Source organism: Bradyrhizobium genosp. SA-4 str. CB756 (assembly GCF_000473125.1).
GTDB classification, from domain to species: domain Bacteria; phylum Pseudomonadota; class Alphaproteobacteria; order Rhizobiales; family Xanthobacteraceae; genus Bradyrhizobium; species Bradyrhizobium arachidis.
On record NZ_KI421499.1, the window covers coordinates 7075953 to 7097736 of the forward strand.

The following is a 21784-nucleotide window of genomic DNA, read 5'->3' on the forward strand; positions in this document are numbered from 1 at the left end:
TACCCTGGGCAGATTGCAGGGAAAATACCTTCAAGGCTCTGGAAAACTCGGCGCTCACGTTTTTGGAGTGCTATGCGGTGGCGGATATTTCTTCTACGTCGGGAGCGGATTGGCCTTCTACCCCGATGAGGAAGGCGTGGAATTGCCTTCGCAAGCAGATGCTGAGGCAGAGGGCTCTAGATTCCCTGGCGCAATTGGCCCGCGATCTGGCGAAGGAAGCTCCAGGACAAGACCATCGGCCAGATGTTGCCATCGAGGTCAGAACAGCGTCCGGCCCGGTTTTTCAGGCTGCGTTGCTCTTCGCGGCTAATAGAACCACGTTGCAATAATGCGCTCGGGATGGAGTGCTCGAGACTGGCGGCCGCAAACGTGGTCGGCGGCTACCTCCTTGCCATGTGCTTCATCATGGGCTTGCACCTGTAGAGCATCGCCCCAGTGATCGCGGCCCGACCGGAGCTTAGCGGTTAGGATTAAGAGTGAGCAGGTCGACGTAGCGCGCGTGCAATGTCACGAAACGCTTGGTTCCCTCGATGAGCACCCTGACCTGAGTCGCGGTCCCCCCTCGGCCAACAATAATACCGACCCGACCACTCAGGCGCAGCCCGGCCGAAGAAGCAACAACGATCCTGCGACCAGTCATCAGCTCTTCCTTGATGACCAATAGGTCCGCGGACTTCGACAGGTTACGGTTTGTGCTCCGGGGCATGGCCTATTCCTTACCGCCATCTATGATCGTTGGACACGCGATTGACGGTGTCACGCCTCGCGACCGCAAAGGGGCCGACTGAAGCCATCCCCAACATATTCCGGTGCGCTAGGGTTGCGCCACAGTTCGGCGCAATCGCCGGCGCCCTCCCCTGTTGTTCGAGCTTAGTGAAAAACGTGGCTTCCACCGGCGCCTGCCACCGAATTGTTTAAGTGGTCGGATCGGCAATCAAGCGGGACCGCCGAAAATGCCATCGCCACGGGACCAGCGGGGGCAGGATTTTTCAGAGGGAGGAGCCAAGCTAAACCGCTTCTCCCTTGGGCGTTCCTAGTGTTCTTGACGAAGTTGCCGCTCGATGTCGATTGCTTGATCCGCATTACGTGCTCGCTTGAGCAAGGCGTTACGTTCGTCTCCCGCCGGCTTTCCGTCTGCGCGCTTACGCATATCCTGGGCAAATTGCTCAAGCCGCGCCTCGAGAGAATCTGTCTGCTTGAACCGCCTGCGCTTCAATCCCATCGCATGTTCCTTCTGCTGACGAATTGATTGTACGCCGGCGTGCAGACAGCCGCAGAAACATAAGTTTATTTCCGGCTTAGACCTTTGAATGAGCTGGCGCGGAGCAGTCCTTCCGAAGTTATGTCGCGATACTCGATTTCGGCAACAAACTTCGGCTCGACCCAAGTGGCCCTGGGTCTTTTGAGTTGCTTACTCAATCTACTCTTCGGGCTGACTACACTATCGAGTGCATCCCTGATCTTGCGCGAGGTGGTCCGGCTCCATCCCGTGCCAACCTAGCCCACATAGCGCAGCTCCTTCCCTTCCTGTTTGCCGAGATAGAGAGCGGCAACACCGATGGGATCTTTTATGAAGCCGACCACGGGAAATTGACCCTTCTGGACAGCCTTGATCTTCTGCCAAGTTTCAACCCGCTCCGATCGGTAAGGAGCATCTACGCGCTTGGAGATAATGCCCTCGTAGTTCAGCTTGCTGGCGGCTTCGAACAGCGCCTGCCCGTCCCCTTCATGATGTTCGCTGTAGAGGATGGGCTCCTTGATGTTATTGCTCTCGATTAGCCCTTTGAGCAGCTCCTTACGCGCGAGCTGGGAAAGCTTCCGGAGATCGTGGCGATCAAGCCAAAGGAGATTGAAGGCGAAGTAAACCAAGCGGTCCTGATCTCCTCTCGCGAGGTCGGCCTGCAGCTCTGAGAAATTGGGTCGCCCTTCTTGGATAACGACGATCTCGCCGTCAACGACCGCCCGACCTTCGATGTCGAAAGCGCCAGCGATGATTGAGAATTTGTGGACCCAGTTGCGGCCGTTTCGCGTGTAGGCGCGACGATCATCTCCGTCGATGCGAAGCTGGATACGGTAGCCGTCGTATTTGACTTCGTGAATCCACCGGGCCCCCGAAGGCGCCTTCATCTTCAGGGTCGCGAGCTGGGGCGCCTAAACCCCGGCATCGGAGGAGCCCCTGGCTTTTTGCCGGCGCCTTGGTAGGCTTCGCCACTCACGCAACTCACAAAAAGCCCGCCGTTTCGAATGCTAAATCGCCTGCAGAGTTCCCCGGCGCGTTCTCAGATACAACCGCAATCGCGTTTTTCGGGCAGTATTTCCGAGGCCAACGGGAACGACAGCCGAACGGCAAGAGAACGCGGTCTGCACGTAAGGCGGCCTAGGCCGTCTGTCCCACCTCTGGCAACAGACATCACGGTGTCAGACACCGAGGACCGCTTTTGGCCCAAGAGCTGACATTCATTTCCTGCGCACTCTGCTCAGAAATGTGCACAGCCCGTCAGGAGCGGACGGCGAGACTCCCCTTAAGTTGGCTGATCATTCCCTCAGATCAACGGTTCTATTTTCGCCGGATAACGTGACGAAAGTACCGGTTTTGAGACAAGCCAAGCGGGCGGGTTCACATCGTGACGCCGTCTTTGGATTGAGGCTGTTCTTCCTGCGGCACGAATCGGCACGAGAAGAGCAGCTAATAGCAGGCCGCTGAGCATTGAGCCGCTCTTGCCGTTTGCTGCAATCACCCATCAAGCAGCCTTTGCCGCCGTTGATCTTCTTGTCGTACCCGGCGCCACTGTCGCCAACGTACTTATAGTTGAATGCGACTGCGCAATTGCTGGTGAACATGAGCGCCAAGCTGATGAGTGCTGAAGCGAATAAATGACGTTTCATAATCGCCTACTCCAAGTCACTTGCAATTTAAACAGGTGGAGCGCAGCACCGCAAGCGGCACAACCTTGTCAATTCTTCCACTCTCTCATGGCTATAGGTTCACCTCTAATAGGCGATCGCGCGCCCGAAGCAGTTCGTCTCGCCGATCGAGAAGCTCCTTGAGGAAGAAGTGCAGCATACCGGCAGCTACATCGGACCGGAAAGCGGCACGAAACACGGTCAGGCCGAGAAGAAGTAACTACGGGATATCAGTCTGGCTCCGAAGTCCGATGCTGTACGGCTTGTTGAGGAAGAACTCACGGTTGCCCACCGCGGCCTCGGCGTACTGATCGATCGCGACCTGGATGGCGAGGACGTGGTCGTGACACCAGCCCTCACGGGTGCCGAGCCTTCGGACAAGCTCCAGCGCCTTGATGTACTCGGGCGGGTTTTCCCAATCCAAGAAATACTGCGAGCGGACTCTCACCATTTCCGCCCCCCAGTACCCGCGGTTTGATCTCGCGCGGTTCAGCTTTCTTCTTCTCATCCCGTTGCGCCAGACGCCGATTGTCAGTTGCGCTTGCGCGAGGGCGCAAGCCGCCGACTTCACGCCGTCAAATGGTCCCGCGACTGCCCGAATTCGTTAGCGGGTCGTTAATCGGACGTCGGCAAGCTTATGGGCAACGCTGCCCGGCGCCCCCAACCTAAGGCAGCGAATGCGATGGCCGGCGGCGGTGATGCCCGCCGGCCATTTCATGTCGACCGGGTTCTCGCTTCACAGGCCGAGCAACATTTGTGCTCTTCCTGGACGAAAGGCTGGTCGCATTGCCCGCTTGAAACGCGATCCGGCGTTCTATGTGCCCCGGCGGGGGTCTCGTCAAGATAACAATCAGGCTTCGATCGCAACGATCAGCTAAATCAATGGTCTTAGGTCATCCACTTCGTCAAAGGTGCGTCATTCGTCTTGCGATTTCACGCGACGCTTGCGCTGCAGCTGGGATAACGGCTCCTTCAAGCTCGCCTCGAACCTGTACATCGCGTCGACCATAAAGGTGATGAGGCGCGGCCGATCCGTCTCATCGAAGAAGTCGCCAGCCTCCTCCGTCTGAATGCGTGAGGCGCGCTTGTTGTCCAATCGCTCCCAGATCAGGGGCCCACCGAATGTAGCTTCTACTTGCGCCTTTAAACAGTTCGTCGAACACTGCCTTATTTTTACCCTCCTCACCCCGATCAATGTACAGCTGAACGCGGCCGTCGGATTTCGAAGCAACAAAGTTGAACGGAACGCCACGCCCCCCGATCCAGCCGAAACATAGTGAAAATGGTTTGGCGAGATGTTCGCGAACCTAGGGCTCTTCTGCGAAGCAGCTCTGAGCAATTCAGCCCAGAATTGAGGCCGCATTCGATACCGATGCTTCTCTTCAGTGGCCGCTTCGACCTCATCCAACGACTTAGACGCGAGACCAATCATAAACTCCTCGATGTCCTTGGTTGGTATGATCTGATCAACAGCCAAGGAAATGTCGCTTCCGGATGACCATGGCCTAACTCGGAAACACTGGATACGAAGTTTGAAGTTCAGCAACCAAAGGATCGTCGACGTGACCTCCTTACGAAAGTTCGCTACGATCAGCATGATCCGCTGTGTCGACCCCTTATCCAGAACAATTTCGTCGTAATCCTCCGCGTGAATTGCCTGACAGACGCCGCCTGGAAGGAGGCCACGGTGCTGGCCGGCCAAATTCTGCAGGGCCTCAATGGCGATCTCGTCCCCGGTCGCGAATGGCGGTTGGAGGTGACCGACGAATTTCGAAATCGGCTCTTTATCCTGCGCATCCACGCCGAGCTGCCGCAGTAGCTCGGCACCTCGCTGTGACCTCGCGATGCTGAACCAGCAGCTCGGCTTCCAGCTCCCGAAGATTCCGCGCACTGACGCCCTCAGGAAATTGAGTCATCAACTCGTGGCACCGGGAGAGCTTACGTTCAATGACCGCTTTTTCCTGATCTTCGCTCACCTCGTGGCAATGCAGGGCAAGGGCTATTGTTCGCGAGCCGCGACAAAACGGCCCTACCCCTTTTGGGATACAGCGAGCCGTTGTCTCTCATTGCGAGAGCGCGCCTTGGTCTGCGAGATGATCTTGCACATGGCCTCGGCGCGCCTAGCCAGTCGGCCCACAATTGGGGGCAAGCTACCGCCCTATGGCTTTCGGCATATGGGCTTGGCCTAACCGGAATAGCAAAAATTCAAGGTCGATTTGGCCAAAGACTTAGCTGGGCGCTCCTAGGCCAAATCCTGGCATGGAGGTGCTTGTATGTCTTTCGACCCGATGGCCGCCGCCGTTGATTGGATTGATGCCTATCGTGCGGGCGATATCGAAGCAATACTGGAAATGTACGCCGAAGATGCTGTGGTGTTCTGCGATTGTGAAGGCGTGGTTATCGCTGGCCGAGAAGGCTTGCGAGCCTACTGGGCCGCCCGTCTGCAGGAATGCCGCGCTGCCGAGCTGGACGATCTTCAGCCCTCGCCCCGTGGGGCGGTGATCTCCTACATCGCCGAGAAAAACATAGTGAAGGCCGCCTTGAACTTTTACGATGCCGGAAAAATAAAGACCCTGAGTTGCGGTCCGCTACAGCAGGGCTGCTCCAGCTCCTTCAAAACCAAGGCTAAGACGCCGCCAAAGGTAGTAGGAACGACGCAAGGCATCGAAAATTTCCTCGCCCGTTAGCCCTTCACGCGGGTTGGCCTGAAGGGACGGGGCGGCTCCGGGTTGCTCCAGGTACCGGAGCCGCCTTTCCTCGAAGCAGGTCGCCCCGAAATTTAATCCGCAATCCGGCTCCTTTCGTACAGACGCAAAGCAACCCGAAACTGAGATTACCGCCAGCGCATGCGTTGGGTTAGCGTGCGCTGGCGGCCCCGGCTCGTCCCCTACCAGCCCCGGGGATGGGCTTGGGGCCGTTCCGACCCAGTTCGTTCTACCGAAGGAACCCAACCTGAGTTGTTGTCGGGGATGGCCGATGCCGTCGATGAGGATGACAAGCTGTTCGCCCATACTGCCGCAGCTATCGCCGAGGCGGAGCAGCAGCGCGCGAAAATACGGCTTGGCAGGCCGAAATCAGAAACGGGATTCGTCGGATGCCGAAAGCGCTGCGATAAGTCCGCTTGCTAGCGCACAGCCGCCCCGATTTGCCCGGTCAGCGTCTTCGCATTTTGAAGGCGTGGCGGACCAGGCTAGTCGGACGATGCTGCGTATCCGCTGAGATCTCTCGCGCGCTGATCTGGCTGCCGATGCCGGTTTCGTCGCTCTGCATTCTAATGTACTGCAAATCTGGGTTTCCGCGATCGGGAACCGAAGCCGCCACGCGCGCGTTTCTCTGCGGGAGATTCAGGCCACCCAGTCAGTTTCAATCAGCGCGGTCCCTTGCGCTCTCGATCGTAGACCATCCAACCAGTGCCTCCCATCCGAACAATATCCTAGCTCGTTGGATAGCTGAAATTGCGCTCGCGCTGACGCAAGACAGAGGCCCGGCCCACCAAGGGCGAGGGCGGCGTTGCAGATTTACCTGCTCGTTGGCTAGCGCGGGCGGGCCGCGGGTGCTGCTCCTAAGCCGCAATCTAGGAACTTGTGAGAAGGAAGACGGTTCGTCCGAGCGGGACCACGAACCGAGCTGCGCTATGTCGTTATCCGATTGCATCCTGCCATCCTGTCCAAGCTGTGCAGCTTGGCCGATGGCTGTCTCCGGTCCTGTGCCCGGCTTCTACCGGCTAATCCAGTTCCGTTGCCCGCGCTGCTCACATAGCGAAATATTCGATGCGGGCCGCTCAGAGACCGCCCTGGGCCCACATTGGCCCGCAAGGGCAGGACGATTTCGGGGCGCCGTCGCCTCGCTATGAATGCGAGCTGAGACACATCGAGGGCTAACTTAGGAGATCGAGGCTTGCAAAGCCAGCGGCGAGACACTCCGTTCAAGACCGAGCCCGGCGCACGGTCGGCATCCTGTTCCGGCTCGCCTTGTTCGTGCTCGTGAGCCTGTGGTCGCGGCTCGGTTGGTGATTTTCCTCGAGAAGGTGGTCAATAGAACAGAGGAACGGCGCGCGTACAGTAGGCTTCGAGCTACTTGGCACTGGCAATGCGCCAAGTCGGCGGCCCAGGCCTCAAACCTCAGCCGCGCCCAGGGCCAGGGCCGTTCGAGCGCACTTCAATGTCGAAGGTCGCAGTGAACTCCCACGCTTGCTGTCTCCACTCTAACCTAGGTGAATCGCGTCAAGCGTTCCTTCGGGGGACAGTGCACAAGTGAACAGAGAGGCCTTCGATCTGGGAGTAGCGTGATCTTGCTTGGCTGCAACCCAAGCACCTCGCATCGCGGCCCCGGCACTCTCCTTCAGCAGCATTGTCCCTGTGTTGGGCCGGGGCCGTCGGCGAGACGCAGTTGATAGCTTTCGTTCAAAGTCCTCTTTGCTGCTTCCAATTTTCTACGAGAGCAACCGTGCTGGTCGCGTGCTCACCTGGCAACGTTTGGCATTGCAGATAGAGAGACAACCGCCAAGTGCGCTCACCCGGCTCGTATGCGACATTACTTTGTCGCCTCGTGTCGAGAAGGCAGTCCGCGCGGCTTTCATAATACCTTTTGCCACCTCCTCCATTTCAGCATCGCTCAAAGAGCTGGGCAATTCTGACGTCATTGCTTCGAAAGCCAACAAGTTGCTGATCCAACGCGTTCATCGCGTACCAACGTCGCAAAGTGTCTCAACTTCCTTCCTAGCCTCTGTGGCTCTCGCCTCGCCCCACCGGCCCTTGAGCCCTTCGACCATAGCGTGCTGCTTCAGAAAGACTTTCGGCCTAAGTCACTGTTTTTGAAAAAAAGCCCAACGATACCGAACCTCATCAAGCATTTGCGGATCATCCACTGATCGTAGAGAGGTCAACCGTCGCAGGAAGATCGCGGCCGCGCTCGTAAACTAGCCGCCAAAGGTCCTCCGGGGCCAAAGCTCTTCCTTTCGCATCTGCCAAGACGTTCGCGATCGCGGCAGCAAAATCGCTCGCATATGGCGGACTGTTCGAAATGATCCATTAGTGATGGGCAGGCGGAGGCAGCATGGCTGCGGAAAGCCTCCTGCAGATGCCCGCCGCGAGCGCGTTCGCCTTTGCCGGTAGCAGGCCGCCTTCGTCGCGGATCACCTGTGCGATCATCCGCTCCGCCTTGTCAGCATCAAGTCGAATTTCCGCCAATCTCCTTGCGAATCGCGACCTGTGCAATGGCACAATGTAGGGTAGCAACGCGAAAGTCGTGGGCCTCTGACGGCAGTCGCCCGATGCGCCAGTGCGCCGGTTTACCGATCGTCCAAAGCAGCAGGCAGATCAGCGCGACCGGCATAACGCCGAGCAGGATGGCGCCCCAGTCAATTCTGCGCATTCACTTGACCTCAAAACCGCGGACACATCAACTCCACAGTGTCGAAGCATGCTCAGGCTGTGTCGAGAAAGACCGCTGCAGCGGCTTTTTCACCACTGGGCGTCCACGCATTAGTCGGGGAATCTCGCCAATCTTGGAGGTTACTCCGGCGTGATTGATAAGCTGGAGAATGCCGCGACGCGACACTCACTTTCGCTCGCACCGATCAGACCTGAATGTCAAGATTCCTGCAGGAAGATGGAGCAACAAAGAAATGTCGTCCGGGTGCATCGCTGAAGCCATCTTCGAAAGGTCCAGCACTGCGTCGTCGGCAGGCCAACGAATTGCCGGACCTCACTGCGACTGTTTTCGTTGCCTGCAAACAGTTCAGCCGCAGAGTTCAGCACGAGTAGAACCGGCATGATGTTGTTCGCTGTCAGCAACAACTCCTCGAACAAGCAGTCGGCTGGATATGCTCGAACGATCCGGCACGCCGAGCAGCGCGTCTTTGCCCGCGAGCGGCATGCGGTGCAGGCAGCCGTCGTCCAACTCCTTGAATGTGACGCCGAGACGGGCGCGGATCGCTTCCAGCCTGAAGTGCAATTCAGACTCGTCGTCTTCGGCGTCGAGATAGATTGCCGGTCCGGACTCGGCAATGAGCCGAACCAGGGCGCGAGTGCATGGGCGCAACATAACTGCAAGGTCAGGATCGACTTCCCGACTCCGCCTTCGCAAGAGAGCAACGTCACCGCTCGGCGGATGATGCGGTCGCGCACCGCCCAGTCGCGTTGCGGGACGTCGGCGTCGTCCCAGCCGGAGATGTCGAGCGGCGTGAGAGGCTTGTGCCCTGACGGTAGTGACGGCGGCGCGGACGTGCGCCCGGACTTCGTGCGGCGGATCTGCTGGCGTGCAATCGTGAGCCACTCGACTGGCGATCGGGAACTGCCGGAAACCAGAAATGCTCGCGCAAGTAAACCGGCGGCGCTGAGACCGCCTAAGCTTTAAGCCCTTGGTGTGCGCAAAAGAAGACTGCCCTGGAATCCCGACGCCGCAACCAGCGCGTGCAAAAAATTGACGGCTCCTGGGTCTGTTGTGATGGACCTTCGTATTTCGCAGCGACGATCTGTCAGGGATGTTGACGGAATTGGGTTAGTTTTACGGATGTAATGTTGAGCTCTCTGAGATTTAGGCCCCTAATCATTCGCGGAGTTTCAAATGATTACCGCCTCTCAATGTTTAGAACTGGCGCAATGGTGCAAAGACTGTCTCAAGGATCTGGCATCTCAAGAACGCGCTTTCCTCCTGAATATCGCGAGAACCTTGCTCCGTTGGCTGGCCAGTTGGATCGACTCGAGCGCTGACCAGAGATGAACAGGCAGCCTAGCTCCGCAACGTGGCGTGAGCTGGGCTCTGCGGTTGGCATCCGTGCCGCGCGGCCCAGCCTCGCTGTTCCAGCGGCAACGCCCTGTCAATTCGCAGAGCGAGTCATAGGCGGCGGCTTGCTCGCTTTCTAAGCTTCTTTTCGATCAAGTTGTTTACGGCCTGAGCGAAGGAATGCTGGGCTCCGACGACCGCATTGCGCTGTTCCAACACGTCCAACAGGATCAGCCGCAGGCCGCTCGTTCGCCCCTTCTCCAATGTCACTCCCAGTGCTCATTGATGGCCCGTTCAGCGAACGGATGCAGTTTGGGGCGCCCTTGGCGATCAGCCAGCGAAGAATGGCCTTACAGTTCTCAAGGCGGGCATTGGTCGAATATACTGCAAAATGAAACCACAGTGGCCAACGAGAAGGCTTCAACTCCTAGCTTGGCATTCCGAAAGGGCCAGAACAGATTGGCTTTTCTTCCAGTGAGCAACCATCTACGGAGCCGAGGATCAAATCACCGCGTTCGTGCCTGTCCCGATCTCCCGCTCCGCCTCAAGCCAGAATTCAAGATCGCGCCCCGTGGGGTGCCCGGCCTGCTCCCACAGCTCATAAGCGCGGTCACTGATTTGATGATGCCAATAGCGACGAAACAGGTTGATCCTTAGTTCCCGCAGCCAATCTACATCGTGGAGGTAGGCGGCTGCCCGAGTAGACAGATCTCTTTGGTGCTCTAACTTCCTCAGTTGTTTCACTCCAGCTCCCTCCGATCCCCTTCCGGCGCCGTAACGTGTTTCGGGCCGCACGACGCCTGGTCATGGCCGCACGGCGAATTCACTTCTGCACACAACAAGCCCCCCTGAATGCGTGTTGGACTGCCGGGAAATACGGGCATAGTTTCCCATCTTGTCATTCCACACGCAAGAGACGCGATGGGCTAGTTGAGAACGTGGATTGATCCTAGCTCCACTCGTTTTCAGGCACTGAGCCGGGCGATGGCTTGAGTTCTTCGAGGCCGGCTTCGATCAACACTAATTCTTCCTGGATCGCCTTGACGGCGTTTTCCGGATTGACGCCTGAAACGCCTTGCAACTGAGCGAGCACCTTCAGGCGATGAGCCAGCAAATTTGTCAGGGCGCGTCGGTTTCGCACCTTCACATAGCCAGCGACAATCAGTTCCATTGCCCTCGACACCTTCGCTGCCCCTACAGCCGCTTCTGTTCCGGCACTCGTTGCGGACCTTGCATAGTGTGCTTCAATCGTGGCGAGACAATCGCCGCCGGTCCGGCTTCGGTAGTGCGATATTCGATACCGCCTTTGGAAGACCGTTGCTCCATCCATCCGTTTCGGACAAGGTCACGTTTGGTCTGTCGTCCAACCTGGAACCTGGGACCAACCCATGGTCGCGTAGTCGATCGAGGATCTGCCGGTCGTGCTGATTGAAGGATCGGGTGTTGTCTTGCGCGCCGTCGGAGGCCGCAAGATCTCTCGAGCGAGTGTTCTGCTTCCCTGGACGTACAACATCGCAAAGCGAGGTTGAAAATGTATTTGCCGTCGGAAACCGATTGAAACCTCTCCTACTGCATGACTATTGACCCTGGATCTGAGGCGGCTATTGACGCTTAGCAGACTCCGCCTTGGCAGGAGCCGGACGAGGCCTGACGTGTCGGCCTGCAGCTCAGTGTCCTGATTTTCCCGGCATCATTAAAGTCCAAGACCGCCCGCACTACGTTTTTCCGGCTGACGTACGAGATGATTGCGCCACCGTGCGAGAGCTGAAGATTGTCCAGCTCAGCAGCTGGGTGTTTCTGCAGATGGATAGCCCAGTAGCCACGCAGGTTTTCTCTGCCGGTAATAATCAATTCGTGGCAATCGCAGTAGACAGCGGCATCTTCTGCGTACATTTCGAGTAGCGTTTCTATGTCGCCGGAACGGTAGGCATCGAGCCAGTCGACGGCGGCGGCCATCGGGTCAAAAGACATGCAAGCACCTCCCTGGCAAATAGAGATTTGGCGGGATACCCAGCTTAGTCTCTTCGCCGATCGATCGCGATTTTTTTGATCTTCACTCGGCCAAGCCCATATGCCGGATAACATAGGGGACACTTGGGCTCACGATGGGTCGCAAACCCAAGAGCTAGCGGCTTGCCTCCGCACCCGTCAGGCGAAATCAATCTGCCATGAGCATCAAGTCGCGCGAATACCTGTTCGGGATCACGGTCCGCGTTCTGGCCGAACGCGCGCGCAGGCCTAGAATGCCCGGATGCTCGGTTTTCGTGGCCCTGCCTAGCCATCCCCGACGCTCGGTGATGCCCTCAACGCCGGCTATCGCTATCTTGAGGTGAAGTGCCTCGGCTGCGAAACCCACCAGAGCGTCGCGCTGGACGTCGTCAGGCGCGCCAAGCCGACCCCATCCACGAGCTGGAGCGCTACATGCGCTGCCGGCAGTGCTCTGAGCGTCAAGCGCGGCCCTTCAAACGCAGTCACGTTCTCGCCTTGCGGACCCACGAAGATTTCGGCCGCCAATTCTCCGTCTGTCTGGTGGGCTGGGGAGCGTTGAGAGATTCGGCTCAGGTCCCGCGACAAGCTCAACGGCTTCCCACATCTCGTTCCATGGATTGGAACCCAACTTAACCCAAGTTAGTTGTCCGGCATGGCCGACCCCTTCGATGCCCACGAAAAGCTGTTCGCCCGTGCTGCAGCAGCTATCGCCGAGGATGAACAGCTTCGCGCGAAAAATATGGCCTGGCAGACCGAAATCAGAGACGGTATTCGATGAATGGTGGCGCGAACCAGCTTTCATCCGAAAAGCCTCGCGCTGCTTTCCCCTCTCGACTCCCTGTTCCGGAGCAAACCTATCGACCGTGGCCGATCGAGGACGACGAGATTCCATCGGCGTTGGTTCTGGCCCGCATCAGATACTGCTGGGCAAGCGCTCTCGTCGCCAAGCTCTCACGAATTGCCCTTTCAGCACGGCGAAGTAGTCGTCTTGCATGAGAGCGGAATGCCGGCGCAACCGCTTCGTTCCCAGCGAGATCATCGCCGGAGATGACCTCTAGTCGTCCTCGCTTCCATTGCAGACGGCTCGTGCGTCCTGCGGCCGAGAAACGTGTCCGGCTTCAGCAATTTGAGCACTTCGATTGATCTGGCCAGCAACTCGCGCAGGCGGGCGTTCTGCTCGGTGATCTCCGCAGCTAAATCGTGCGCGCGGACGAGATTAGGATTGTCGGCCATGATGGCGCCCCTTGCTTTGCAGGTGGGAGCGCGCTCGGTCTCTCAGCCACCGACGCCTACGGGACAGGGCCTCGGCCGGTGATTGGGTGAAAACGACCAAAGACCGCATGATTTCCAGAATGAACTTTTGATGCGGACAGGAGGTCAAAAGTGCAATGCGAGTAGGAAACGGATGACAAAAAAGGCGCCACCGGCGACGATGGCCGTCGCACTGATCGCGAAAACGGCTCTCCAAGTGTTGTCCAAACGACGCCTCGCATAGCCCTCGGGGACGGCCCCAGCATAGGGCCGGGGGGGCATGATGATGCTGGGGCCTCCCGACAGGCTCTTGCCTCACGGGTCAGAAGCAGTCACCGCGAGACAAACACGTTTCCGACCTGCTGTTCCTTCGCTTGCTTACTATTCCCGGATGTGTGCCCCAGTTCCCACGGTCTGCTGACGAAAGGCCGCAGGCGCCGCTCTGGTACGACCCCTGCGGCCGGCGCCGCGACGTTCCGCACGATCGGCGCGGCACGTCATATTCCTAGCATAAGAGCCGCCGAGGCGTGCCCTGTTAATATTCGCGGCCACCAAAAACGGCGGCCCCAGCAGGGGGTCGGCTGCTGGGGCCGTTTGGGGTCCCACTCCGACTTCAGGGGGGCTTTAGGGCTGCCGGAGCAAGGAGATAATTTGCATCTTTGCCACTTGTTCCCGACCCGTAAACTGCGCCGAAAATATTATCTCGCGCCCCATGCGCACGGCGTACGAGCTTTGCCTGGGTACCGCAGCCAAGCAAGTGCCTTCAGGGCCGGACGGGATTCACGAAAGGCGCGAGGGCTACCGGATGCTGGTCGTTCGGGAGGACACCCGCGTGCGGCTGCTCTCGCGAAATGGCGCCGGCCGAAGCGCTACCCCTGGATTGCTGAGGCAGCGTTGAAGAACGGGCAGAAGCGGTTTGTGATCGATGGTGAGGCCGTCATCCTCGGCGTGGACGGCATCAGCGACTTCAACGCGGTTCACAGCCGGCAGCACGTTACGAGGTTCAGCTTTATGCCTTCGATATCCTCGCGATGGGCGGAGAGGATTTGCGGCCCCTCCCGCTCCATCGGCGCAAGGCAAATCTTCAGCAGCTACTGGCGCGCCGGCCTGATGGGATCAGCCTGGCACCCTTCGAGCGCGGCGAGATCGGCCCCGATCTATTCCGGGCTGCCTATCGCATGGGACTAGAAGACCTGGTTTCCAAGCACCGCGACAAACCGTATTCTCGTGGTCGGTAGAAGCACTGGATCAAAATCAAGAACCGAAGCCATCCGGCGATGAATCGCGAACTATAATCGGAGGAAAGTCTCTATGACTTGGTACGTGAAAGTACGGAGTGCCGATAAGACCGTAGCTTCAATCCTTAAGGATGTCTGGAACCAAGCGGTCGCTGACGTCGCTGAGTTTCGCAAAACTGGCCGTGAAGCGTGGATCGAAGATACGAATGGGCGCGTCATTGACGAGACCAGGGGCAAGGTAAAATCCTAAGACGTACGCACCAGCGTTTCCGACGGCCTCACGTAAATTGCGGACGATGTTCGAACAGCCAGCCGCGACCGGTGACATTCCCCGCTATCGATCCAGTCAGTTCGCGCGTGCCAAGGTACTACCACTCGGTCGAAGCGCTCGGAGGGCCCCAGTTCCACTTGCTTGGCACATAGGGAGCTGCATCATCGGCGGCGTGCTCCGCATCAGGCACCTTCGAGGGACGCGCCACGCGAGCCTGGTTTGAAGCGACCTTGGTTTGGTCGGTGCGCCCCGCAGAGGTCTGAGCGACATCATTTGGCATGCTGGACTCCCAAAAACGAAAGGGCTTTTTAGCAGACGTCTGTCACTGACAGCTGTGACTGAATGGCCACATTCACTGCGATTTAGGAGTAGTTCGGAGCCCCCGACAGTTTTGATTTTCAGTTGCCGTCCGCAGAACCTCTCGCATCAAGGAAGTGCAAACCCGTTTGACCCCAACTTGGTTCAGAAGCCCCATTTTGTGCCCACGCGTTTGGTTTCTTTGAGTGATTAGTGCGACCCGCGACCGTATTCAACCGCGCGAACTGACTTAGTGGACATGCTGCGCGGCGTAGACAGCGATTGCGGCCGCCTGGATTTCAGTCGAATAGCGCTGGTGTTCGGTCGATATCCGCACGCTAGCCGGCCTATCACGGCCGAACAGACGAGGGAAAACAGACCGCCCCACAGCCAAGAGCGCCCCGCGCGGCACTGATGGATCTTAAATACAGGAACGCCCAAAGCAGGGTTCCGTAGTTTCGCCTGAAACCGCCATTGAGCTTAGCGATCTTGGACAGATCGCAAGAGGTTTCGACTTCGTCAGCCATCACGCTGGCCTCCAGTAGTTAGAGCCAGCATCCTATGAACCACTGTTTTGCCCGACGGAGCAAGCAAAATTCGGTGAATCAAAATATTTTGGTTGGCCTACGGATGCCGGTGCGGTGAACCGATCTGGGACGACTGATGGCGGCAGTTTACCCATCACCGGCCAAGGCTCTGCCCGTAGGCGTCAGTGGCTGAGCGGACAGGCGCCTTGCCAATTTTTGCCCTGCTGATTCACAAAGGGCAAATGCAGCCGATAAATAAGGTGCTGCCTACTCGCCAGGGTGCAGTGAAGGACTTAGGGGGCCACGGTGAGTGAAAGAGGGCCGAGGGCGAGCAGGTTGTCGTTCGGATGGGAGGCACCGGTTGGATGGTTTACGATCGAGAGCGCAAGGGACCGGCGCTGATCGGAACTGAGTGGGCAGCCAATTTGACGAAGGAGCAGGCAGAGCGGGCATACCGCATTCTCTCCCGCTCACCTGGAGAGCTGGAAGGCCCGCCAACGTAGTGGCCATCCGTCGTGATTCCTCACTGCATCGGCTTTTCGGCATTGATATGCAGAACGAAAAGGACGTGCTGGAACTCGTCCGTCACTCCATCCGCCACTCCCGGCCTGGCTGCAATTTGCCGTCTAATACTTGGAGCGCCTGATCGGCCATGACCGTGGCCTCTTTCCAGGCCGCGTGCTTGTCAGGTAACTCCTCGCCTTCGTGATCGATATGCTTTTGCTCGTGTCTAACGTGAAAGAAATAGCGGGGCATGCGGAAATTCGGGCTAAACGCAAAGCTATCTTCCGCAACGCCGCTAAGCTCTTGTAAGTTCCGCCGAGCACGATCCCCAACAGTTTCGCGAGGCAGCGCTCGAGCTGCTCCATCGGGAAAGGCTTCTTGGGAAGTGGGCGTTCTCGAAACACTTCGGTACTCCGTTAGCTCCATAGCCGCTTGCGAAGGCGAGGGGGATCTTCAGCATCGACTGCATCTAATCCGAGCCTTGTGAGCGCTCCAGCCGGCTCAGTGGGCACCCCGGTGCGTTGAGCGAAGCTTGCCACGGTGAAGTCTAACTGAGTTGCTAGGATGTCAGCGGCGATTGGAAGCCCGGTCGCTAAATCTTCAAGTCTCAACTCCCGCCGGCTCACAAGGTCGGCGGAATTTTATTAACGGGCGCCTGCCCTGACGATTTTGGCTAGCCCGTCCTTGCTGGCAACACCGAAGTTGTCGCAGATGACGGCGAATTCATTTTTCGGCTTTGCATCTTCAAAGCAGAAGCGGGTACCAATTTCGGCACGGTCAGTCGACCAGCCCAGTTGGCTTGCTATTGCAATGCGGGAGACCTCCCCTCGAAGCAAATCCATTTGTTTTCCAGCAGCACGCACAATCAAGCAGTGTTCGTTGGCCATCAGACCTCCAAGAAAAAATGGAAGTTGAAAGAGACGCAAAGGCCGCAGCCTGGGACAGACCGCGGCCCGCGCATCGTCAAAAAACCGGGTGAAAACGATCGGGGATTGTCCCGGCGAAGTCTTGATAACCGAAATAAAAGCGCATGCCCGACCAACGCTGCTTTGGTCCGGGCGTTCCTAGCCAGCCCCGCGAGCGGACCCAAACGGGCAATCTCCCGCCGCGACCCGCTGTTGTTCCTACTGGCGGGGCAGCAGGTGTCCAATTAACTTGCTCGCTCTGATTGATGGAGGAGTGTTCTGATGCGTGTCCCAGTTCTTGCAATTCTCGTGAGCGGCGCACTCTGCGCCGCCACATCCCTGCATGCGCAAACCTACGACCCCGCCTATCCGGTTTGCCTCCAAGTCTTTACGGGCGGCTTCATGGATTACTACTTCGAGTGCGCGTACACCAACATGGCCCAGTGTCAGGCCTCTGCATCAGGCCGCGCGGCATCATGCGTGGTCAATCCTTACTACGCCGGGAAAGGCGGAAAGCCCGCAGTACGTCACAAGCGAACGCATCATCAGTAATCACCTTCGCCCCGCAACAACCGTGCGTAGGTTCCGCTCTCATGCAATTCGAACCTGGCCTTCTCGACGGCGTACTTGACGCCGGCGCCGAACTCCGGGGCCGCCGGCTTTGAGCGTGTAGAGGAACGGGGCTCAAGAACGGACAAAAGATGGAATTCCCCGCTGATCCCAAAACGGGGGTCATAGTGAAAGAGAAGGTAGACAACTAAGGCCCATGAGCTGCGAGGCCAGTTCTGCTGGCGCCCCCCTCGGGCCGCCCTATCGATCGATCACCTTGAGGAACGGCGCCTCGTCACCCTCTCCGGCGGCGCCTTAAACCTGATCAGCATGCGCGAGACCTTGTCGTCATCGCTCATTGCGGCTTGTCCCGCGGCGATCTAAGCGTGGCGCGCCTGAACCATTCCTCGGTTGTTTCGGGCATCGCCTGCGCGCCTACCGCGATAGCATCTCCTTGTTGAGATCGTGCGCGACTTCGCGAAGCGCTCGACTGTCTACTTATTCCGGAAAGATACGGCGGATCGCTTGTGCTTCGTCCTTGATAATGACCCGTTCGCCACTTTTCCTGGCGACCGCGGCGTATCCGTATGGAGCCTGCGAGATCTTCCCATGTCGCGAGAGAGGCAATCGAGCGCTTCGACGATCAATATCTGAAAGAATCGTTCCGCGCTTCGTCCAACATCCGTAGAAGGCCTTCGCGTGCCATCACGGAGTCGCCAGAACGGTCCTCATAGGTGCTGATAACGGTTAAGCCTTCGCACTCGGCGTAGCTTTGACACAGTGAAAGCTGATCTTCAATTGAACGCTCATTTTGAAGATCGGTTGAGAATCGAGTGTAGATCGTGGCTCTCTTTGTTGTCTCTTTTCGTATTGCCTCAGCCGTCAACTAGTCGGTCATCTCAAGGCCCTTTGGCAAATGGAAACTCAATGAGCGGCAGTCATTTGTTGTCTCTGACGACGCCTGCACTCCACCGGGTGTAGTGGAAAATTGGGCCGAAGGGAGGCGGATCCTCTAGCCTGCCGCTGCCTATGTTGATTGTGACCGTCTCCATCTTTCGCAGCGCCCCTCTCAGATAGAAGTTACCCCCGGCGCTGGTAATTTCGCCCAGCTCGATCTCGGCGCCGAACGCGAGGCTTGCCGCATCAGTCCTTATGCGGATGTCGTCGACCACCAGCAGGTTTTGTGAAAGACCGCCCGTAATCACCCAAGGGCTTCGACCATCACTCGCAGTAGTTTTCGGACTGGGAAAACCCGGCCGGACATATCAAGGCGCTGGAGCTTGCCCGAAGGCCCGTACCAGTAGGGCTGATGTCACGACCACGTCCTCGCCATCCAGGTCGCGATCGATCAATATGCCGAGGGCCGCGCTGGGCTACTGCGAGTTCTTTGTCAACAAGCCGTTTTGTTCCAAAACGAGATTGGTTGTTGATGGGTATCGGCCTTCTGCTTCTGCTCGGTGTCAGCTTCTACGGGACTTTTTGGTTCATCGACTAGTATCTCGGCAGCGTTAGGTCCTGCGAAAGGAACGAGCGGCATCTTTCAGCGTTTTGACGGGCATGCCGCGCTACTTTTTTCGATTTTCACGACGACCTCGGTCTCACCATTGATGATGCCGGCGAGGATCTACCAAACCTGGCCGCCGCCCGCGGCGCTGCACTGAGAGCCCTCGCTGAAGCCATTCGGACCAAAAGCGAAATCCGTGCAGAGATGGGGCCGATGTCGGTCATCGTGAGGACGCAGATTGCTCGCGTCCTGACGGTCTCGGCGTCGATCGAAATCAGCATGACATCGTGAGCGCGAGTTCCAAGTTGCCCCTTTCACCCGACCCCTCCGGCGAGTTCGAGCAGGCAGCACCTGAAGCCATCCTGTTCGCGATGTTCAACGGCGACGACCGCATCGCCTGCCGGGTCGACTGGTCCGCTTTGCGCGATCGCGCGATCGCGGACGGTACCGATCCAAACGACTTAGCCGGCGCGTTTAAAAGGCACCGAGCGACAATCGAGCATATAGCAAGCGAACAGTTCGATGCGGGTACGGAGATGCCCAGTGTTTGGAGCGGGATGCCGGCGGCTCCCTGAGGCGACCGATCGAGCAGTCCTTGAGGAAGCGGACGGCTAGGAACCGACGTTTCTCCCCAACGGTTGACCTTTTCACATGGAGAAGGTCATGAACCGCACATCTATTTTTGCCCTCGCTCTGATCCTCGTAACCGCCCCGGTGTTGGCACAAGGCGGTGGTGGAGGTGGCGGCGGTGGCGCCGGAGGTGGTGGGAGCGGAGCAGCGTCCGGCGGCGCGTCTGGAAGCAGCGGGGCAAGCTCGGGCGCAGCAGGAACGTCGAGCGCTGGAACTGCTGCTGGCACGACCGGAGGAAATACAGCTACGCCCATCAATCCGGGCAGCGCACCTTTCTCTAATCCGATCGGGCAAGGCACCGCACCAGCGGCTTCAAACGGTAACCAGAACAACGGTCAGAGCTCTTATCCGACGCAAGCTCCGCAATCCCCCACACCGACGGCCAAGCAGGCTTCGCCGGGTGGCACGGTCGCTGCGGAGCAAAAGGCAGCGACACACGGAACCAACACCGCCGCGCCGGACAGCGCCGCAGGCGCTGGCGCTGTGGGTGCGCCCGGGGTTGGCGTGGGCCACACAGCGAACGGCAAGCCAATCGGCACCACCGGATCAGGGGCCGGCTCGCCGGAGCGACCCATTGGCTCAGGCAACCGGTAATCAGGACAGAAGCTCAAGCCCGCGCCTCCTGCGGGCTTTTTGCTGCCTTGAAGTTGCAGCGATGCAAGATGACCTTCTCGAACGCGCTGCCCACGTGATTGCCGAGAGCAAGAAGCTCAAAGAGTGGACCGAGCAGATCCGGTAGCAGATCGAGCGAAGAGACGCGTCTTTTAGATATCAGCCAGATATTTTAGGTGTGACTCAGCCACCTTCGCCGATTTGCTGCATCAGCCACCCAATGCCGGCATCCATTATTGCGGCCTTGGTCGCGACGGCCTGGATCAGATCGGACTTGCGCTTGAGCGGAAGTTCGACGGCAGCCAGGGCGAAGCGGGCTGCGTGTCGCTCCACGAGCCGGCGCGGCAACGCCGCGATCAGATCGGAGCTTGAAAGGTGGGGAAGGGCCATCATGAACGTCGGCACGGTCAGGGCAATGCGGCGTTGCAGCCCGCGCTTTGCCAACAGTTCATCGACGAAGCCGTGTGGACTGCCGTCGAGCGATACGAGGAGGCGATGAGCGCTGCAGAATGCGGGGAGTGTCGGTGTGCGGGCGAACACGTGGCCCTTGCGCATCGCGACCACGAAATCCTCCTCATAACGCATGGCCATGAACGTTAGTTCCTCACCGACGACGCGGCGAAAACCCGCCCAAGCCGCCAAGCGAGGAGGCCCCAACGTTCTTCATCCGCTGGAAATAGCGGCTCAGGTTTTGCCCAGACCGGAGCGGTAATCATTTGGTTGGGGCACTTTTGGCCGGTTTACGCATTTTTCCGCTCATGGAAGAGGCCGGTGCAAGATATCTCCGCGAAGCGAAGACTTGCCTTGAAGAGGCAGAGAAGGCCACTCGCGCTGCCGACAAGAAGGCATGGCTAAAGCTGGCAGAAGAGTGGATGGTTATGGCGCAGAAAATACAAAGGCAGACCCCTCGCGAGAATTAAACGGAGCGGTAGGCAAGTGTCCTAGTCCAAGGTATCCTAATTTATTTTCGGAACGTCCCTGGCGGATTAACATTGGTTGGCATTCTTGCTAACGAGCATCATCATGCTGCGCGTCAGTTACCCGCTTCTCCAGCGCTAAGAGCAATTCGACACCTGCTCCTATTGCAACGGTCGGCTGAACCAGGTGGAAAGCTTCCTCAATACTCGCAACGACAAGCAGGTGCGCATTTTTAAGTGCACCGACTGTCAGAAGTTCACCTGGGACGATTAGCCCTTGATCTCGCTCAACCCGCATTGCTTTCGGATCGGCAAAGGCGTTCATTGGTCAATCTCAAAGTCGGCACTTCCCCGGCCGCCAGATAGATGGCGGTAGTGGCTGAGTAGTATTCCGCGAGGCCACCAAATGTTGCGTCGCTCTAGTGCCAGCTATGGCTGAACACCCCAACATTCGCGTACACGACTTGGCTGTGCGGATCGCCACGCAGAACGCCAGAATGCGCGACGTCGTGGCTCGAGCCGTTGAGGGCGCTTAGCCTCCCCGTCGGCCACCTTCCTAGGTCGCAGAACCTACAAGCCGTTCCCCAAAAGAACTGGATGAATGACTGTCTCGGAGGCATATTTCGGGCATGGCTCACCTTGAGAACCGCAAAACCATCCTCCGGAAGCTGATCGCCAAGGGCGACGCGAAATGCATCCCGTTGGCTGAGCGAGCCATTAACGACTACTTGGAAGCGGCCCCTGCCGCGGCTCGCAAGATTGGCCTTCGGCTGATCCAGCTGGACGTACTAGCTCAGTCTGAGGCCGTACTAGGCGCGCTGCACAATTTTGCGGAGGCAGTGAACGCCTACATCGAAAAAAGGCTAACGGAGGAGTAGGTCGCCTCAGCTAGGGTCTCTCATTCGCGCCAAAAAAAGAAATGGCCCGCCGTCGGTTTGCAAGCCTCATTTCCATGTAGAG

Annotated in this window: 27 protein-coding genes and 4 pseudogenes; 11 read left to right on the forward strand and 20 right to left on the reverse strand. The window is 58.2% G+C overall.

The annotated features are described in order from the left end of the window. Window positions 1–329, forward strand: a pseudogene (locus tag BRAGE_RS56515) (hypothetical protein); the annotation flags it as partial. A gap of 128 nt (window positions 330–457) precedes the next feature. Here BRAGE_RS56515 and BRAGE_RS0133950 read toward each other — a convergent pair. The 7 genes from BRAGE_RS0133950 to BRAGE_RS50560 all read right to left on the reverse strand — a co-directional run bounded on the left by BRAGE_RS0133950 (window position 458) and on the right by BRAGE_RS50560 (window position 4795). Continuing rightward, on the reverse strand, window positions 458–706 hold the full coding sequence (locus tag BRAGE_RS0133950) for a hypothetical protein (RefSeq protein ID WP_027561254.1): 249 nt from the start codon (window positions 704–706) through the stop codon (window positions 458–460). Between the two features lie 327 nt (window positions 707–1033). Further along, the gene (locus tag BRAGE_RS53630) at window positions 1034–1222 is read right to left on the reverse strand and encodes a hypothetical protein (protein WP_181411711.1); all 189 of its coding nucleotides are present in this window, start codon (window positions 1220–1222) and stop codon (window positions 1034–1036) included. Between the two features lie 65 nt (window positions 1223–1287). After that, window positions 1288–1461 (reverse strand): hypothetical protein, encoded by a 174-nt coding sequence (locus tag BRAGE_RS57250; RefSeq protein WP_231164361.1) that lies wholly within the window; start codon window positions 1459–1461, stop codon window positions 1288–1290. A gap of 36 nt (window positions 1462–1497) precedes the next feature. Next, complete coding sequence (locus BRAGE_RS50555; RefSeq protein ID WP_231164205.1) at window positions 1498–2127, reverse strand: ATP-dependent DNA ligase; 630 nt, start codon at window positions 2125–2127, stop codon at window positions 1498–1500. Between the two features lie 408 nt (window positions 2128–2535). Then, a complete protein-coding gene (locus tag BRAGE_RS55235; RefSeq protein WP_141263117.1) occupies window positions 2536–2886 on the reverse strand; it encodes a hypothetical protein in 351 nt (116 codons plus the stop codon). A 238-nt stretch (window positions 2887–3124) separates the two neighbouring features. Beyond that, window positions 3125–3355 carry a hypothetical protein gene (locus BRAGE_RS0133965; RefSeq protein WP_027561256.1) on the reverse strand — a complete coding sequence of 77 codons (231 nt, stop codon included), beginning with the start codon at window positions 3353–3355 and terminating at the stop codon, window positions 3125–3127. A gap of 465 nt (window positions 3356–3820) precedes the next feature. Continuing rightward, window positions 3821–4795: a DUF4268 domain-containing protein gene (locus tag BRAGE_RS50560; protein WP_156950893.1), complete on the reverse strand. Its 975-nt coding sequence runs from the start codon at window positions 4793–4795 to the stop codon at window positions 3821–3823. A gap of 382 nt (window positions 4796–5177) precedes the next feature. On the opposite strand from BRAGE_RS50560, the gene BRAGE_RS50565 reads away from it, so the two are divergent. Both BRAGE_RS50565 and BRAGE_RS56520 read left to right on the forward strand, forming a co-directional pair. Further along, window positions 5178–5591, forward strand: coding sequence for a YybH family protein (locus BRAGE_RS50565; RefSeq protein ID WP_063617195.1), 414 nt, complete (start codon window positions 5178–5180; stop codon window positions 5589–5591). Between the two features lie 282 nt (window positions 5592–5873). Continuing rightward, window positions 5874–6032, forward strand: coding sequence for a hypothetical protein (locus BRAGE_RS56520; RefSeq protein ID WP_156950894.1), 159 nt, complete (start codon window positions 5874–5876; stop codon window positions 6030–6032). Window positions 6033–8073: 2041 nt separating this feature from the next. Here the strand turns inward: BRAGE_RS56520 and BRAGE_RS0134000 are convergent. The 6 genes and pseudogenes from BRAGE_RS0134000 to BRAGE_RS0134025 all read right to left on the reverse strand — a co-directional run bounded on the left by BRAGE_RS0134000 (window position 8074) and on the right by BRAGE_RS0134025 (window position 11601). Further along, the gene (locus tag BRAGE_RS0134000; RefSeq protein WP_027561258.1) at window positions 8074–8277 is read right to left on the reverse strand and encodes a hypothetical protein; all 204 of its coding nucleotides are present in this window, start codon (window positions 8275–8277) and stop codon (window positions 8074–8076) included. 366 nt (window positions 8278–8643) lie between these two features. Continuing rightward, the gene (locus tag BRAGE_RS57255) at window positions 8644–8859 is read right to left on the reverse strand and encodes a hypothetical protein (RefSeq protein ID WP_231164204.1); all 216 of its coding nucleotides are present in this window, start codon (window positions 8857–8859) and stop codon (window positions 8644–8646) included. A 62-nt stretch (window positions 8860–8921) separates the two neighbouring features. Then, window positions 8922–9212 (reverse strand): annotated as a pseudogene (locus BRAGE_RS58080) (AAA family ATPase); the annotation flags it as partial. A gap of 919 nt (window positions 9213–10131) precedes the next feature. Continuing rightward, the gene (locus BRAGE_RS0134015; RefSeq protein ID WP_027561260.1) at window positions 10132–10374 is read right to left on the reverse strand and encodes a DUF2934 domain-containing protein; all 243 of its coding nucleotides are present in this window, start codon (window positions 10372–10374) and stop codon (window positions 10132–10134) included. A 205-nt stretch (window positions 10375–10579) separates the two neighbouring features. Beyond that, entirely contained in the window at window positions 10580–10801 is a 222-nt protein-coding gene (locus BRAGE_RS0134020; protein WP_035730372.1) for a hypothetical protein, read from the reverse strand. 440 nt (window positions 10802–11241) lie between these two features. Beyond that, window positions 11242–11601: a nuclear transport factor 2 family protein gene (locus tag BRAGE_RS0134025; RefSeq protein WP_027561262.1), complete on the reverse strand. Its 360-nt coding sequence runs from the start codon at window positions 11599–11601 to the stop codon at window positions 11242–11244. Window positions 11602–11798: 197 nt separating this feature from the next. Between BRAGE_RS0134025 and BRAGE_RS57260 the strand changes: the two are divergent. Further along, window positions 11799–12178: pseudogene (locus BRAGE_RS57260) on the forward strand (hypothetical protein). 93 nt (window positions 12179–12271) lie between these two features. Further along, window positions 12272–12397: a hypothetical protein gene (locus tag BRAGE_RS57675; protein ID WP_283808073.1), complete on the forward strand. Its 126-nt coding sequence runs from the start codon at window positions 12272–12274 to the stop codon at window positions 12395–12397. A 257-nt stretch (window positions 12398–12654) separates the two neighbouring features. On the opposite strand, the gene BRAGE_RS50570 is transcribed toward BRAGE_RS57675, so the two are convergent. Further along, entirely contained in the window at window positions 12655–12852 is a 198-nt protein-coding gene (locus BRAGE_RS50570; RefSeq protein ID WP_035730375.1) for a hypothetical protein, read from the reverse strand. 1049 nt (window positions 12853–13901) lie between these two features. Here BRAGE_RS50570 and BRAGE_RS57775 point away from each other — a divergent pair. Continuing rightward, window positions 13902–14108 carry a hypothetical protein gene (locus BRAGE_RS57775; RefSeq protein ID WP_347336528.1) on the forward strand — a complete coding sequence of 69 codons (207 nt, stop codon included), beginning with the start codon at window positions 13902–13904 and terminating at the stop codon, window positions 14106–14108. A 1680-nt stretch (window positions 14109–15788) separates the two neighbouring features. On the opposite strand, the gene BRAGE_RS50580 is transcribed toward BRAGE_RS57775, so the two are convergent. Together BRAGE_RS50580 and BRAGE_RS0134065 are read right to left on the reverse strand one after the other, a co-directional pair. Next, window positions 15789–15959 (reverse strand): DUF6894 family protein, encoded by a 171-nt coding sequence (locus tag BRAGE_RS50580; RefSeq protein ID WP_231164203.1) that lies wholly within the window; start codon window positions 15957–15959, stop codon window positions 15789–15791. Between the two features lie 392 nt (window positions 15960–16351). Then, window positions 16352–16594: a hypothetical protein gene (locus BRAGE_RS0134065; RefSeq protein ID WP_027561264.1), complete on the reverse strand. Its 243-nt coding sequence runs from the start codon at window positions 16592–16594 to the stop codon at window positions 16352–16354. Between the two features lie 300 nt (window positions 16595–16894). Between BRAGE_RS0134065 and BRAGE_RS53645 the strand changes: the two genes are divergently transcribed. Beyond that, entirely contained in the window at window positions 16895–17164 is a 270-nt protein-coding gene (locus BRAGE_RS53645; RefSeq protein ID WP_084334552.1) for a DUF3551 domain-containing protein, read from the forward strand. Between the two features lie 640 nt (window positions 17165–17804). Here BRAGE_RS53645 and BRAGE_RS55245 read toward each other — a convergent pair. After that, a complete protein-coding gene (locus BRAGE_RS55245) occupies window positions 17805–18047 on the reverse strand; it encodes a recombinase family protein (protein ID WP_108914515.1) in 243 nt (80 codons plus the stop codon). Window positions 18048–18099: 52 nt separating this feature from the next. Continuing rightward, window positions 18100–18333, reverse strand: a complete 234-nt coding sequence (locus BRAGE_RS0134070) for a hypothetical protein (RefSeq protein ID WP_027561265.1) — start codon at window positions 18331–18333, stop codon at window positions 18100–18102. Window positions 18334–18743: 410 nt separating this feature from the next. Here BRAGE_RS0134070 and BRAGE_RS58085 point away from each other — a divergent pair. From BRAGE_RS58085 to BRAGE_RS55250, 3 genes and pseudogenes are all read left to right on the forward strand, one after another. Next, a pseudogene (locus BRAGE_RS58085) lies at window positions 18744–18956 on the forward strand (DUF6894 family protein); the annotation flags it as partial. Continuing rightward, complete coding sequence (locus BRAGE_RS0134080) at window positions 18953–19240, forward strand: DUF1488 family protein (protein WP_027561266.1); 288 nt, start codon at window positions 18953–18955, stop codon at window positions 19238–19240. The pseudogene BRAGE_RS58085 and the gene BRAGE_RS0134080, both read left to right, overlap by 4 nt. Window positions 19241–19869: 629 nt before the next feature. After that, on the forward strand, window positions 19870–20034 hold the full coding sequence (locus BRAGE_RS55250; protein WP_156950895.1) for a hypothetical protein: 165 nt from the start codon (window positions 19870–19872) through the stop codon (window positions 20032–20034). Window positions 20035–20090: 56 nt separating this feature from the next. On the opposite strand, the gene BRAGE_RS50590 is transcribed toward BRAGE_RS55250, so the two are convergent. Then, entirely contained in the window at window positions 20091–20498 is a 408-nt protein-coding gene (locus BRAGE_RS50590; RefSeq protein WP_084334554.1) for a LysR substrate-binding domain-containing protein, read from the reverse strand. Between the two features lie 417 nt (window positions 20499–20915). Next, a complete protein-coding gene (locus BRAGE_RS50595) occupies window positions 20916–21149 on the reverse strand; it encodes a hypothetical protein (RefSeq protein WP_027561267.1) in 234 nt (77 codons plus the stop codon). Window positions 21150–21453: 304 nt separating this feature from the next. Between BRAGE_RS50595 and BRAGE_RS0134100 the strand changes: the two genes are divergently transcribed. Then, window positions 21454–21702, forward strand: coding sequence for a hypothetical protein (locus BRAGE_RS0134100; protein ID WP_027561268.1), 249 nt, complete (start codon window positions 21454–21456; stop codon window positions 21700–21702). Window positions 21703–21784: the final 82 nt, after the last annotated feature.